11 protein-coding genes and 1 pseudogene are annotated in these 13919 nt (G+C 71.1%); 5 read left to right on the top strand and 7 right to left on the bottom strand.

Going from position 1 to position 13919, the window contains the following annotated elements; genetic code table 11:
• The 3 genes from pelF to AB0H87_RS26625 form a co-directional block, all read right to left on the bottom strand.
• A partial coding sequence (pelF, locus tag AB0H87_RS26615; RefSeq protein ID WP_360151070.1) for a GT4 family glycosyltransferase PelF occupies positions 1–1332 on the bottom strand: 1332 nt, incomplete at its 3' end.
• A complete protein-coding gene (locus tag AB0H87_RS26620) occupies positions 1329–3470 on the bottom strand; it encodes a hypothetical protein (protein WP_360151073.1) in 2142 nt (713 codons plus the stop codon). The genes pelF and AB0H87_RS26620, both read right to left, overlap by 4 nt.
• Positions 3471–4068: 598 nt before the next feature.
• Complete coding sequence (locus tag AB0H87_RS26625) at positions 4069–4842, bottom strand: SDR family oxidoreductase (RefSeq protein WP_360151076.1); 774 nt, start codon at positions 4840–4842, stop codon at positions 4069–4071.
• Positions 4843–5070: 228 nt separating this feature from the next.
• On the opposite strand from AB0H87_RS26625, the gene AB0H87_RS26630 reads away from it, so the two are divergent.
• Positions 5071–6828 (top strand): hypothetical protein, encoded by a 1758-nt coding sequence (locus AB0H87_RS26630; RefSeq protein WP_360151079.1) that lies wholly within the window; start codon positions 5071–5073, stop codon positions 6826–6828.
• On the opposite strand, the gene AB0H87_RS26635 is transcribed toward AB0H87_RS26630, so the two are convergent.
• Both AB0H87_RS26635 and pepN read right to left on the bottom strand, forming a co-directional pair.
• Positions 6759–7991, bottom strand: a complete 1233-nt coding sequence (locus AB0H87_RS26635) for a hypothetical protein (protein ID WP_360151082.1) — start codon at positions 7989–7991, stop codon at positions 6759–6761. The genes AB0H87_RS26630 and AB0H87_RS26635 overlap by 70 nt on opposite strands.
• Positions 7992–8128: 137 nt before the next feature.
• Positions 8129–10678, bottom strand: coding sequence for an aminopeptidase N (gene pepN / locus AB0H87_RS26640; RefSeq protein ID WP_360151094.1), 2550 nt, complete (start codon positions 10676–10678; stop codon positions 8129–8131).
• A 205-nt stretch (positions 10679–10883) separates the two neighbouring features.
• Here pepN and AB0H87_RS26645 point away from each other — a divergent pair, with 205 nt between their 5' ends.
• The 4 genes from AB0H87_RS26645 (at position 10884) to AB0H87_RS26660 (ending at position 13550) form a co-directional block, all read left to right on the top strand.
• Positions 10884–11486 (top strand): disulfide bond formation protein DsbA, encoded by a 603-nt coding sequence (locus tag AB0H87_RS26645; protein WP_360151097.1) that lies wholly within the window; start codon positions 10884–10886, stop codon positions 11484–11486.
• A gap of 76 nt (positions 11487–11562) precedes the next feature.
• Positions 11563–11820 carry a hypothetical protein gene (locus tag AB0H87_RS26650; RefSeq protein ID WP_360151085.1) on the top strand — a complete coding sequence of 86 codons (258 nt, stop codon included), beginning with the start codon at positions 11563–11565 and terminating at the stop codon, positions 11818–11820.
• 55 nt (positions 11821–11875) lie between these two features.
• Positions 11876–13066, top strand: coding sequence for a DUF1015 family protein (locus AB0H87_RS26655; RefSeq protein WP_360151088.1), 1191 nt, complete (start codon positions 11876–11878; stop codon positions 13064–13066).
• 13 nt (positions 13067–13079) lie between these two features.
• Complete coding sequence (locus tag AB0H87_RS26660) at positions 13080–13550, top strand: ribose-5-phosphate isomerase (protein WP_360151091.1); 471 nt, start codon at positions 13080–13082, stop codon at positions 13548–13550.
• On the opposite strand, the gene AB0H87_RS26665 is transcribed toward AB0H87_RS26660, so the two are convergent.
• Together AB0H87_RS26665 and AB0H87_RS26670 are read right to left on the bottom strand one after the other, a co-directional pair.
• The gene (locus AB0H87_RS26665; RefSeq protein WP_360151100.1) at positions 13547–13765 is read right to left on the bottom strand and encodes a hypothetical protein; all 219 of its coding nucleotides are present in this window, start codon (positions 13763–13765) and stop codon (positions 13547–13549) included. The two genes, AB0H87_RS26660 and AB0H87_RS26665, sit on opposite strands and share 4 nt — an antisense overlap.
• A pseudogene (locus AB0H87_RS26670) lies at positions 13693–13919 on the bottom strand (hypothetical protein); the annotation flags it as partial. The gene AB0H87_RS26665 and the pseudogene AB0H87_RS26670, both read right to left, overlap by 73 nt.

Raw genomic sequence — 13919 nt, forward strand, 5'->3', positions numbered from 1 at the left:
GTGGTAGGAGCAGACGTTGATCGGGTTCCACCGCGGCACGTTGGCGACCGTCCAGGCGATCGTGTCGGTGGTCAGCCGCGGCGCGACCACGAAGCCGGCGTCGCCGACCGCCTCGGACACCCCGCCGACGTTGGTGCAGACGACGGCGCGGCCGCACGCCATGGCCTCGACCACGGTGTACGGGAAGCCCTCGGAGATGCTGGTCAGGGCGACGATGCTGCCGCTGTGGTAGGCCTCGACCATGTCCTCGATGCGGCCCTCCAGCACGGCGGCGCCGGTCAGGCCGAGCTCGTCGATCAGGGCCAGGCAGCTGTCCCGGTAGGCCTCGTTGCCGTGCGGGGTGCCGCCGAACATGCGCAGCCGGGCCTCCGGCAGCTTCTCCCGGACGATGGCGAACGCCCTGATCAGCGTGTGCAGGTCCTTGAGCGGGTCGACGCGGCCGGCGAACACGATCGTCGGCTCGGCCGGCTCCTCCAGCGCGGGCGGGAAGGACTCCGGCGCGACGCCGTTGTACATGGTCCACATGCGCTCGGGCTCGGCGCCGTTTCGCAGCTGCCAGCGCCGGTTGTAGCCGGAGTGCGGTGCGAGCGCGTCGCAGGCCATGTAGGCGCCGCCGGCGAGGCAGCGGAAGAAGTTGAGGACCAGCACCTTGACCGGGTGCGGCGTGTCCTCCTCGAGGAACGAGATGTAGCGCTCGCGCAGGTAGATGCCGTGCTCGGAGAGGAGCAGCGGCGTGCCGTGCGTCCACTTGGCGACCAGGCCGACGAGCATCGACAGCCCGTTCATGGACGCGTGGACGACGTCCGCCTCGACGGCGGGCGCGGACAGCGGCCGCAGCATGTGCTCCAGCAGCCAGGCGGCCTGGGTGGCGTCGGCGAGGGTCAGCCCGTCGGCGTGGATCGCGTGCCAGGCGTCCATCATCATGGCCAGCGCCTTGTTGGACATCATCGCGGCAGTCAGGTCGCCGCCGGACGCCGCGTACTTGTGCAGGCCGGCGAGCGCGCCGATGAACCGGACGCGTTCCCGCGCGGCCCGGTCCGGCCGCGGGTCGAGCGGCGTGACGAGGCTGAGCAGGAAGTCCTCGTAGGGCGCCGTGAACTCGGGGGGCGGGGCGCCCCGGCGGCGCTTGCCGCCGGAGGCCCACAGTGGAATCGAGACCAGCCGGTCGAGGTTCTCGGGGAACCTCCACAGTGCCCGCTCGGATCCGTCGACGGTGAGTGCCACCATCTCCCACCGGTAGTCGGAGAGCCCGCGCATCAGCTGGTCACACCAGACGCTGACGCCGCCCATCGCGTACGGATAGGTGCCCTCCGACACCAGCGCAACCTTCATGACCGCGGGCTCGCCGGCACGGTGACGGTGCCGCCGGCGGTCATCGTCAGCGTCGAGGTGCGCTCGGCGCCGTACGAGACGTAGCCGGTCGCGGTGGCGCCGGTGACGATCAGCGGGCCGGCGGTCGGCGAGCTGACCTCGATGGTGCCCGTCGCCGGGTCGTAGACCGCGTTGGCGCCGGCCGACTTCAGCGACATGTGCCGGGTGCGGTTCTTCACGGTGCCGGCCAGGGTGGTCCAGTCCGGCCCGAGCAGCGGCACCTTGTAGAGCGCGGAGTACTTCTGCATCACGGTGTACGCCCAGTCGGTGACCAGGGTCTCGCCCGCGCCGTAGTCCTTGACGTTGGCGATGTGGAACGTGTGCGCGTAGATCGAGCCGGTCGCCACGTGGTTGAGCGCCACGTTGGTCTCGTAGTCCCGCATCTGCGCGTACGTCTGGTTGACCGGGAAGAACGGGAACTTGCCGTTCGGGCCGTAGAAGGAGTTGTAGAAGTGGGTCTGCTCGTCCGGCGTGGTCGTGTGGTAGGCGATGTTCGTCGGCCAGTCCGGCACGATCATGATGCTGGGCTCAAGCGGGTGGTCGATGCCGCAGTTGAAGCACGACGGCACGTGGCTCGCGAACGACATGTTGCCGTGCACGTACTGGACGCCGTTGTCCTTCGCGGCCTGCAGGAAGTTGACGTTCGACGCGCCCAGCCCGAAGTCGGTCGGCGGGTCGATGTCGTTGTTCGGGTCCGGGTTGTAGACGCCGAGGCCCGAGTATTCACCGGTCTTGAGCACCGTGTTCGGCTGCGTCAGCCAGAGCTGCGTCGCGGCCGTGCGGTTCTGGGTGATCTCGGCCGCGGCCTCGGCGTACGTGTTGGCGTTCATCTCCTGGTGGGTGTACGTGTGGTTGATCCACCGGAAGTAGCTGCGCAGGCACCGGCTCGTGGCGGTCAGCGTCTCGATGCCGCCGTTGGGGCTGCAGCCCGTGCCGGCCGTCATGTCGGCGTCGGCGCCGTTGTAGGCCAGGTTGAAGGTGAACTGGTTGGCCAGCGGGAACCAGGAGCGCAGGTTGTTCATCCGCTGCCGGAGGTTGTAGGCGTCGTGGCCGGAGACCTGGTAGCCGGGGTCCGACTCGATGGTGCCGTTCGGCAGCGTGTAGTGGTCGGCCGAGTTGAACCAGTCGTCGACGTCGACCTCGAGGTAGTGCCGCTGGTCGCCCAGGTAGAGGCCGCGGCTGGCCCAGCGGAACAGGCCGTACGCCAACAGGTTGGACTGCATCAGGTACTGGTTCGACGTGAACGTCAGCGCCGCGCGCTCACGGCCGTCGGTCGACGTCGTCTGCACGCCGAGGATGTCGGCGCCGCTCTGCAGGATCGAGCTGGCCGAGCATCCGGCGGCGATCCGGGTCTTGTAGACATAGGACTGCTGCAGCTTGACGACGGCGGTCGTCTTGAGGTCGTCGAAGAGCGCCTGGCCGGCCGCCGGGAGGGTGGCGTTCAGCGGCGTGTCGCCGACGGAGGTCTCGCTCGACGCGTTGAGGCAGTAGTTCTCGGGCCACGTGCCGTAGCTCGTGTAGAGCGTGGCCTGGCGGACGGCGAAGTCGCGCTCGTAGGCCCAGAGGGTGTTCCACTCGTTGGCGTCGAGGCCGGACAGGAAGCTGCCACCGCCGGCGTCGTAGAGCAGCATGCTGCTGGTCAGCAGGATCGCGTTGTACTTGCCCACGCCGTCGGGACGCACGAGGTCGGCCGCGGACAGGGGCGCGGTCTTCGCGTAGAGGACGTCGTAGGCGGCCCCGACCCGGTCGACGGTCTGCTTCCAGGTGGCCACGCCCCAGTCGGCCTCGTCGACGCCCACGATGAGGGCGCGGAGCTGCACCTTCGGCGGCACGACCGCGAGGGCGGCGGCGCCGGCGGCCGCGGCGGCGGCCTTCGGTGCGGTGGTCTTGGCTTTGCCCTTCGGTAGGAGGCTCCGGTCCTTCTGGACGGTGACCGTGCCTTTCATCTTCGGCAGTGGCTTGCCGGGTTTGGCGCGGGGAGGCGCGACCTCACCGCGGATGATGCCGTGCCCGTGGCCGTCCGCGCGGGCCGGTGGCTTGGCTCCGGCGGGCGTCGCACCCGCGGTGAGCAGCAACGCCACGCACAGGGCGGACGACACTCGCAGCAATCGACCATGGACCGATTGACCAGTAACCCCACTCATGGTGACTCCAGGAATTTCAACAGGGGTGGTCGCAAACAGCCGCGGCATTCCCACTCGAATTCCGCGGCGCCGATAAGCCTTGCATCAGTCACCTAAGGATCAGCTAATCAAAGTCGGGTAGCCGACGGTGCCTGTGACCGTTCGGCGGCGAATATCGCCTATCGAGTCGGTAGGCGCGACATGATCCGCCAATGAGCACCCTCCACACCGGACTCATGCGGCCGGTGGTGGTGGTTCTACTTCGGACCGTGTATAAGCCCAGGTCGCGTCGAAGCGTGTCGGAGCAACACATCCGACCGGCCCGATCGTGGAAATGATCAGAAACGCAAAACGTTGTTGGCAGCCAAAACGCTCGTAACGTGAGCCGTCCTTGCGTTCGCGAAAGATCACCCGCGTGGGCCAATGATCATTCGGACGCCACGCGTGAGTGGAGTGAATTGACGTGCGTTCACGTCGGATTTTCCCGAGCTGTGGCCATTACTCCGATGTAGACGTTCGACTGACGCACATCGCGTCCGTATTCGAATCGGCGTGAAGTATTCGACGCGGCCGGCTAAAGAGACGTCGTCAGGCCGCCGTCGATAATGTGGTCGGCGCCCGTCATGTTCGCCACGCGGTCGCTCGCCAGCATGACGACGAGGTCCGCCACCTCTTCCGGGTGGGTGAACCGGTTCGTCACCGACTGGGCCGCGGCACCCGCCCGCACGTCCGCCGGCGCCGCTCCCGTCGCCGCGCCCACGGACCGGGCCATGCCGTGTGCGCCCAGCCACAGGTCCGTCTCCACCGGACCAGGGCTGACCGTGTTGACCCGGACCCCGCGCGGCCCGACCTCCTTGGACAGGGCCTTGCAGAAGTTCAGCAGCGCACCCTTGGCCGCGCTGTAGTCCATCACCAGCGGGTCCGGCAGCGTCGCGTTGACCGAGCAGACGGTGACGATCGCGCCCTGCCGTTCCAGCAGTTGCGGCAACGCCGCCCGCGTCGCGCGTACCGCGGACAGGAAGTTGATCGTGAGTGTGGTCAGCCAGTCGTCGTCGGTGATCGACGCGAAACCGTCCGGGCGCGGCCGGGTCGCACCGACGTTGTTGACGAGGATGTCGGCGCCGCCGCGGTCCGCCGCCGCTGCCAGCAGCCGGGTCGGGCCGTCCGGCGTCGCCAGGTCCAGCGCGAACGGCGTCACCGCGTCGAGCGCCGCCAGCTCCGGCGTGACGGTGCGCGAACCGGCGATGACGTGCGCGCCCTCGTCGGCCAGAGCCCGGGTCACGGCCAGGCCGATGCCCTTGCCCGCCCCGGTGACCACCGCGTTCTTCCCCGCCAGGCCGAGATCCATCGCGCTCTCCCCCAAACGTCCATCATCGCGTGCGGTGCCCCGGCGCCAGGCGGGTTCGGCCGAACCGGTCCCAACCAGTGAGGACAGAGGGACATTTGGTCCGTTGCGCGTGGCCGGAGCCGGGAGTTAATCGAGCTCGTGTCAGATCCATGGTCAGGATGGTTCCGTCGAGACGTTGATCGTGGCCCGGTCGTCGCACCTGACGATCGGATCGGGAGTCTCGCCGTGGTGTCACGTCGCGTCCAGCGGGTGTTGCTGCTGTCCAACGGCTTCGGCGGTGCCACCATGGCCGCCTACTGCTGGCTGCGGGACCGCGGCATCAGGACCGCCTTCCAGCCGGCGACCTCCGCGGCGGCGATGCTCGACGCCGACCTCTGGTACGCGCCGGACCTCATCGTCGCGCCCACGCTGACCACCCGGGTCCCGGCCGAGCTGTTCGGCAAGGTCGTGATCAACCACCCGGGCCGGATCGGTGACCGCGGCGCCTCGTCGATCGACTGGGGGCGGTGGCGGCGGGAGCGGTTCGGCGGCACGACGCTGCTGCTCGCCGCCGACGGGTGGGACACGGGCGACGTCGTGCACACGACGACGTTCGCCTACCCGCGCGAACCGGCCACGAAGAGCTGGATCTACTCCCACCTCAACCGGGCCGCCCTGCTGCGCGGGCTCGAGCGGCTGGTCGACGAGCCACCGCCGGAGCCGCGCCCGCTCGACTACGCGCACGCCGACGTGCTCGGGCGGTGGAACGACGCGCTCCGGGCGGGTGACTCCACGGTGGACTGGTCGCTGACCGCCGACGAGGTGGTCTGGCGGGCGGCCGCCCGGGACGGCGCGCCCGGTGTGCGGGCCGAACTGCTCGGCGAGGTGGTCAGCGTCTTCGACGTCCACCCGGCCGGGCCGGCGCGGGGCGAGCCGGGTGAGGTCGTCGGTTGGCTGCCCGACAGCGCCGTCCGCGTGACGGTCGGCCCGGCGGACGGCGACGGCCGGCGCGAGAGCGTGTGGGTCGGTTACGTGAAGAGCGCCGGGTTCAAGCAGCCGGCCGCGTGGTGGCTGGCCGGGCGGCGGCGGTTCCCCGGCCGGCCGGACGAGCCCCTCCCCTACCGCCCGGTGACCACGCGACTGCGGGGCTCCGTCGCCGTGATCACCGCGGCCGCGTACAACGGTGCCTGGTCGACGGGTTTCTGCCGGGCCGTCGCGGCCGCCGTCACCGCCGCGGCCCGCCGAACGGACGTCGACCAGATCGTGCTGCGCGGCGGCGGGACCGGCCCGTTCGGCAACGGCATCAACCTCAATCACGTGTACGGCGCACCCGCCGGCATCATCACCGAGGCGCGAGCCAACATCCGGGCCATCAACCAGGTCGCGCTGGCCCTCTTCCAGGCCCGCCGGGACGGCGTCGCCGTGCTCGTCCTGCTCGACGGCGACGCGGGCGCGGGCGGCGCGTTCCTGTCGCTCTGCGGCGACGCGGTGGTGGCCGTGCCCGGTCGCACGTTCAACTACCACTACGTGGGCATGGGCGGGCTCACCGGCTCGGAGTTCCACACCCTGACGCTGCCCGCCCGGATGCCCGACGCGGACGCCCGGGCCGGCCTGCTGCACGACTGCCTGCCGCTGAGCGCCCACCAGGCCCACCGGCAGGGGCTGGTCGACTACCTGGCCCCCGCCGGCCTGGACGGCGCGGACCTGACCGAGTGGATGCACGAGTTCGCGGTCAACCACCGCGACGCGGGCAAGCGGGCCGACCGCCAGCGGTGGCGACCACTGCCGACCGAGGCGGAGCTCGCCGCCACGCAGGAACGCGAGCTCCGCCGGATCGACGCGGACTTCGCCAGCCAGGAGTTCCAGGCGGCGCTGGCCGACTTCGTCCTCAAGCGCCGGGGCGCGCCACCGCGGGCGGCCACCGAATATCGCGGTGCCTACTCCGGCAGCTCGCGGATCCGCAACGTGAGCATGCCGGGCTCGGAGAGCTGGTCGGTCAACGCGTAGACCCGGTTGCCGTGCAGCGCGAGGGCACCGTCCTGCAGGTGGTAGGCCCACGTGACGTCGTTCGGCAGGTGACCGAACTCGTAGGTGAGGATCGGCTCGGTGCCGCCCGGCCGGAAGATCCAGAGATCGTCCTCGTACGACCCGTTGACGCCGGCGACGACCAGCCCGTCGTCCCGGATCGCGACGGCGTTCGGGTAGCTGGTCGTCTGGTACCTGCCGGCCGGCGTCAGGTCGGAGGTCCGGAAGACCTGGTGGTAGTAGGGCGCGCCGGACGGGACGATGACCTCGCTGCCGTCGGGGGTGACCGCCAGCTGCGCGACAGCGCCGCCGTCGGTCGTGCCGGTCGCCTTGAGGACGAGCAGGTTGTCCTCGATCTCGAACCGGTAGAGCGGCGCCGGCAACGAGTCGGTCTCGCCGACGAGCAGCACGTTCGGCTGCCCCGGCACGGTCGCGAGCAGCGCGGGCGACGAGACGAGGTTGCGCACCGAGCCGTCGCCGACCGTGACGTTCAGCTCGTAGTGCCGGGTCTCCAGGTCGATCCGGCCGACGCCCGCGGGCGCGTTGTCACAGCCCCACGCGACCCAGAGCTGGCCGGCCGTCAGAGCGACGTCGCGCGGGCAGGTGTTGGTCCCGTCCGTCCTACCGATCCAGTACCCGGTCGTCTCGTACGTGGTGGTGTCGATGACGGAGACCCACGAGCCGGCGCTGGCGGCGACGTAGAGCTTGCTGCCGTCCGGGCTCAGCGTCATCCCGGCGCCGCCGTCCACCTGGGCGATCGAGTGGGGATTGCCCCCGTCGAGGTCGGTGGCGACGACGTCCTTGGTGTTCTTGCCGGCGGTCAGGTAGACCTTCCCGTGCGCCGCGTCGACCACGACGTCGCCGGAGTAGAAGCCGGTCTCGTACCCCGCCATCGGGATCCGCACGTTGTCCTTGTCCACCGCGGGCGGCGTGGTGGGCGGTGCGGTCGTCGGTGCCGTGGTCGGCCCGGTCGTGGTGCCCGGCTTGGGCTTCTTGGACGGCTGCGGGCTCTTGCCGGCGCCCTTGGCCACCGCGGCCGACCCGATCCCCTGCTTCGCGGAGTCGCCGTCGCCACCGGACCGCGCCTTCGCCGCCGCGGCGACACCACCGCCGGCCGCCAGCAGCACCACGGTCCCACCGGCCACCAACCACAACCGCGCGCGCCTACCCAACCTCGCCATGCGACTCATCGCTCCCCGTTCGTGCGGCTTTCGTACCCAGGGGCCGGAAATCGGCCCCTGGGTACAGCGCCACGCCGCCGGGCGGCGTCACGGGACGACGGTCAGGCGGAGGCGATGTCGCGGTCGCGGGCGCGCAGGGCGCGTTCGGTGGTGTCGCGGCCCTCCGCGACCAGGCGACGCAGGGCCGCCGGGTGGCCCGGCTCGGCCAGCCAGGCGTCGGCCGCCGCGACCACGTCGGTGGCGATCGCGTACGTCGGGTAGCCGTACACCACGAACTCCTGGGCCGGCTCGCTGTCCCGCAGGGCCCACACCGCGGCCGCCGACTCGAAGAAGCGCGTCGCGTACGGGGCCGTCAGCTCGACCTGGGCCGGGTGCTGGAAGCCCGACAGCAGCGCCCGGTTGCGCCAGTTCGGCAGCTCCGGCGACTCCGTGAGCTGCCGCCACACCGCGGCCTTGTTCTCCGCCGTCGGGATCAGCGCGTGGGTCTCCGCCGCCTCGCGCTCGCCGCTCGACGTGCGGTCGCGGGCCAGCTCGGCGTCGATCTCGGCGGTCGTCGCGGCGCCGTTGGCGACCAGGGCGCGCAGCAGCGACCAGCGGAACTCCGTGTCGATCGGCAGCCCGTCGGGGACGTTGTCGCCCGCGAGCCAGCCCCGCAGGATGGCCAGGTGCTCGTCGGAGCGCGCCGCCGAGGCGAACACGCGGGCCCAGGCCAGCTGGAAACCGCTGCCCGGGGCGGCGGCGAGCATCGCGGTGCGGGCCGTCTCGGCGAGCTGCGCCCAGCCGGTCGGCGCCCACTCGGGGTCGGCGTAGAACGACAGCGCGCCGGCCGCCTGGCGCAGCGTCGCGGTCACCAGGTTGATGTCGGCCTCGGCGGGCGCGCCGGTCGAGACCAGGGCGACGTAGTCGCGGGCGGCCAGTTCGGCGTCGCGCAGCATGTCCCACGCCGCCGCCCAGCACAGGGCGCGCGCCAGCGACGACTCGAAGCCGTCGATGTGCTGCACGACCGTCGCCATCGAGCGCTCGTCGAGGCGGAGCTTCGCGTAGGTCAGGTCGTCGTCGTTGAGCAGCAGCACGTCGGGCGCGCGCACACCGGTCAGCTGTGGCACCGGGGTGCGCTCGCCGGTGACGTCGATCTCCAGCCGCTCGCGCCGGACGAGCTTGCCCGCCGCGGTCAGGTCGTAGAGGCCGACCCCGATCCGGTGCGTACGCAGCGTCGGGTAGTCGGACGGCGCCTCCTGCGACACCACGACCGACTCGTAGGTGCCGTCGGCGGAGATGACGACCTCGGGGCGCAGCGTGTTGACCTGCGCGGTCTCCAGCCACTGCGCGGCGAACTTGCGCAGCTCGCGGCCGGACGCAGACTCCAGCTCGCCGAGCAGGTCGTCGAAGGTCGCGTTGCCCCACGCGTGCCGCGCGAAGTAGGCCCGCAGCCCGGCCAGGAACGGCTCGATCCCGACGTACGCGACGAGCTGCTTGATGACCGAGGCGCCCTTGGCGTACGTGATGCCGTCGAAGTTGACCTCCACGGCCTCGAGGTCGGGCATCTCGCAGTAGACCGGGTGGGTGGAGCTGAGCTGGTCCTGCCGGTAGCCCCAGTTCTTGCGGATCGACAGGAACGTCGTCCAGGCGTCGCTGAACCGGGTGGCGTGGGTGTTGCACCAGTGGCTGGCCCACTCGGCGAACGACTCGTTGAGCCACAGGTCGTTCCACCAGCGCATGGTGACCAGGTCGCCGAACCACATGTGGGCCAGCTCGTGCAGGATCGTGTTGGCGCGCTGCTCGTACTCGAAGTCGGTGACCTGCGACCGGTAGACGTAGGCCGACTCCGCGTGGGTGACGCAGCCGAAGTTCTCCATCGCACCGGCGTTGAAGTCGGGCACCCAGAGCTGGTCGTACTTCGGCAGCGGGTACCGGACGCCGAACTGCTCGTGGTAGAAGTCGAAGCCCTGCGTGGTGATCAGGTTGAGGTTGTCGGCGTCGAAGTAGGTCGCCATGCTCGCCCGACAGAAGTAGCCGAGGTCGATGCCGTCGTGCGCGAAGCGCACCTCGTGGTACGGCCCGGCGCAGAGCGCGGTGATGTACGTCGACATCCGCTCGGAGCGTGCGAAGTGGACCGTCTTGACCTCGTCGCCCGCCTCGTCGACCCCGTCGACCGGCATGTTGGAGACGACCCGCCAGTGCGCCGGCACCGTCGCGTGCCAGGTGTAGACGGACTTGAGGTCGGGCTGGTCGAACGCCGCGTAGACCCGCTGCGCGTCGGCCGTCTCGAACTGGCTGTAGAGATAGGTCTCACCGTCCACCGGGTCGACGCTGCGGTGCAGGCCCTGGCCGGAGGTCGAGTAGAAGAAGTCGGCGTCGACCACGAGCTCGTTGGTCGCGGCCAGCCCGGTGATCGTGAGGCCCTTGTCGGCGGCCCAGCCGCTGATGTCGACCGGCGCGCCGTTGAGGGTCGCCGACCGCACCGACTCCGCGGCGACCTCGATGAACGTGCTGGCCCCGGGCTGGGTGCAGGAGAACGCGACGGTCGTGGTGGAGCGGAACGTGCGGGCGTCGCCCTGCCCGGCCGAGGCCAGGTCCAGGCGGATGTCGTACGAGGTGACGTCGAGCAGTCGGGCCCGCTCGGCTGCCTCCGCCTGGGTCAGGTTGCGCACACCAGCCACGGTCTGTTCTCCACTTCACTGTGACGTCGACATCCGGCAATCAGTCGAGTCTTCCACGCCCGTCAGGGCCAACCACGGTAACCCACGTCACGACGCCCGGATCGTGCGCAAGGGTCGGACGAGGGTGAACATCAGGGTACGTACCCCAACCCCCCCGAAGGACGTTGCCGTGACGTCAGAACGTCAGACCGTCGACATGTGGTTCGATCCCGCCTGCCCGTGGGCCTGGATCACCTCCCGCTGGCTGCTGGAGGCGGAGAAGGTCCGCCCGCTGGACGTCCGCTTCCACGTGATGAGCCTCGCCGTGCTCAACGACGGGCGCGAGATGCTCGACGAGAACTACAAGAGTTTCCTGCGTACGGCTTGGGCGCCGGTGCGGATCTGCATCGCCGCCGAGCAGAAGTACGGCAACGCCGTGCTCCGTGACCTCTACACCGCGCTCGGCACCCGGATCCACCCCGGCAAGCAGGAACGCGGTCCGGAGCTGTACGCGGCCGCGCTGGCCGAGGTCGGCCTCGACCCCGCGCTGGTCGCCGCCGGCGAGAGCACCGAGTACGACGAGGCGCTCAAGGCGAGCCACGACGCCGGCATGAAGCCGGTGGGCCTGGACGTCGGCACCCCGGTGATCCACGCTCCCGGCCCCGACGGGGAGCAGGTCGCGATCTTCGGCCCGGTCGTCACCCCCGCACCGAAGGGTGAAGCCGCCGGCCGGCTCTGGGACGGCGTGGTGCTCGTCGCCGGCACGCCCGGCTTCTTCGAGCTGAAGCGGACTCGGGACCAGCGTCCGATTTTCGACTGATCGGACCCTTTCTCGCGGGCCGACCGATTCGTTGCGTAGGGTGGCGCACGTCACCCTACGCAGCGAAGGATCCTCCATGTCCGGCAGTAACCCCGAGGTCGCCGAGAGCATCGGCGGCGCCTACTGGTCCGTCGACGAAGGCCGCTGGGAAACCCTCGCCCCCGCCCTTCCCGACGACTGCGTCGACCTGCTCGCCCCGCCGATCCTGGTGGGCGCGGCGCCGCGCGGCACCGACCCGGTCCTGACGCTGCCCGCGTGGCTCGGCCCGGACCCGGAGGACGCCACACCGACCGCGCTGGACCGGCTCGACATGCTGGTGCCCGCCACAGCCTGAGACACCGACCCGGGTGTGCGGCGTCACGCGATCGCCCATCGGTAGCGTTTCGGACATGACGATCGTGCACCCGATCGCCCGGGCCTGGATCACCACCGGCGGCACCGGCGCGCAGAACTACGACGAGTTCGCCGACGACAGCGAGATCACCGCGATCATCGCCGACAACCCGCGCAGCGCACTCGCGATCGAGATGCCGCACAAGGCGCCGGACGCCACCGGCCGGTCCTTCCTGGACTCGTTGCCCGCCGCCGCCCAGCGCCTCGCCGACGCCAAGGCCGACGGCAGCTACACGCCCGCCGACCGGGTGGTCGTGCTCTACCGGATCACCGCGCCCGGCGAGCAGCCCGCCTACGGCCTCTGGGCGATGGTCGACACGGACCAGATCTCCACGAGCGCCGACGAGCCCGGCCTGGTGATCCGCAACGAGGACGTCTTCATCGAGAAGGTGCGCGAGCGGGTCGCCCTCGCCGAGGCCGTCGGGCACCTGCTGTCGCCCGTACTCCTGCTGCAGACCGGGCGTGGCGCGGAGCTGCACGCCGCCCTCGCCGCCGCCTGCGACGCGGCCGGGGCGCCCGCCGCGACCGACCTCGACCAGGCCGGCCGCACCCACGCGATCTGGCCGCTCGGCCCGGGCGAGACCCAGGACCGGCTGACGGAGCTGGCCAGCGGCGGCGAGCTGGTCGTCGCCGACGGCAACCACCGCAGCCTCGCGGCTCAGACCGGGGGCCTCCCCCGCTTCCTGGCCGTGATCACCACGCCCGCGTCGGTCGCCATCCAGCCCTACAACCGGCTGGTCAGCGAGCTGACGAGCCCGCCGGCCGAGCTGATCGACGCGCTGCGCACCGCCGGGGCCACGGTCACGCCGGCGGCGGGCCTCGACCCCGATTCGGTGATCCTGTACGCCGCCGGCGCCGCGTACGCCGTCGCGCTCCCGCACGACCCCGAGGTGGACCGGGTCGACAACCTCGACCACGCGCTGGTCGAGCGGATCATCCTGCGCGAGGCGCTCGGCCTCGAGCCGGGCGACAAGCGGATCACGTACGTCGGCGGCGACTACCCGGCGTCGTGGCTGGCCGGCGAGGTCGACGCGGGCCGCGCCGAGCTGGCGATCCTGGTCGCGCCGGTGACCGTCGAGGACTTCGTGGCGGTGAACCTGGCCCGGGCGAAGATGCCGCGCAAGAGCACGTGGTTCACCCCGAAGGCGCGGGGCGGGCTGGTGCTCGCCGAGCTCGGCGAGCACTGAGAGACTGCTGACCATGCGCGTCTACCTCGGCTCCGACCACGCCGGCTACGAGCTCAAGTCCCACCTGGTCAACCATCTCGCCGCACAGGGCTACGACGTGGTCGACGTCGGAGCCCACACCTATGACGCGAACGACGACTACCCGGCGTTCTGCCTGCACACCGGCGCCCGGGTGGTCGCCGACAAGGGCAGCCTCGGCGTCGTGATCGGCGGCTCCGGCAACGGCGAGCAGATCGCCGCCAACAAGATCAAGGGTGTCCGCGCGGCGCTGATCTGGAACCTGGAGACGGCCCAGCTCAGCCGGCAGCACAACGACGCCAACGTCGCCGGCATCGGCGCGCGCCAGCACTCGCTCGACGAGGCCACCGCGCTGGTCGAGGCGTTCCTGTCGACACCGTTCTCGGGCGCCGACCGGCACGCCCGCCGGATCTCCGAGGTCGCCGACTTCGAGCTGTCGCAGGACCTGCCGGCCCTGCCCGACTAACGCGGTGGTCGTCCGCCGCCGCGGGGCAGGTCCTCCCGGGGCACCCAGTTGCGGCGGACGACGACCAGGCGCTCCATGGCCTCCGCCTCCTCGGCCGCGCTCGGCCGGGAGGCGTCCCGGGCGCGCATGCCCGCGGTCGGGCTCACCTGTGACGCGCCGGAGCCAACCAGCCCGCGCAGGCCACGCTCGGCCTCCCGGTCCTCGGACGGGGGCAGCCCACCGCGCCGCGGGCGTCGAGGTCACGGTCCGCGCCGGTCGCGACGGCCAGGTCCCAGCCGTGTACGACGTGGTCCGCGAGCAGCTGCCGGACGTACTCCTCCGCCGTCGTCCGGGCCCTGCGTGACCGCCACCAACTACGCGCACGTCGCC

It is taken from the genome of Asanoa sp. NPDC050611 (genome assembly GCF_040654855.1).
Taxonomy (GTDB): Bacteria; Actinomycetota; Actinomycetes; order Mycobacteriales; family Micromonosporaceae; genus Asanoa.

Bases quoted from the DNA above. Each gene is read 5' to 3' on its own strand.
- AB0H87_RS26655 (WP_360151088.1), top strand. From the start codon at position 11,876: ATGACGATCGTGCACCCGATCGCCCGGGCCTGGATCACCACCGGCGGC.
- AB0H87_RS26625 (WP_360151076.1), bottom strand. From the start codon at position 4,842: ATGGATCTCGGCCTGGCGGGGAAGAACGCGGTGGTCACCGGGGCGGGC.
- AB0H87_RS26645 (WP_360151097.1), top strand. From the start codon at position 10,884: ATGTGGTTCGATCCCGCCTGCCCGTGGGCCTGGATCACCTCCCGCTGG.
- AB0H87_RS26660 (WP_360151091.1), top strand. From the start codon at position 13,080: ATGCGCGTCTACCTCGGCTCCGACCACGCCGGCTACGAGCTCAAGTCC.
- AB0H87_RS26650 (WP_360151085.1), top strand. From the start codon at position 11,563: ATGTCCGGCAGTAACCCCGAGGTCGCCGAGAGCATCGGCGGCGCCTAC.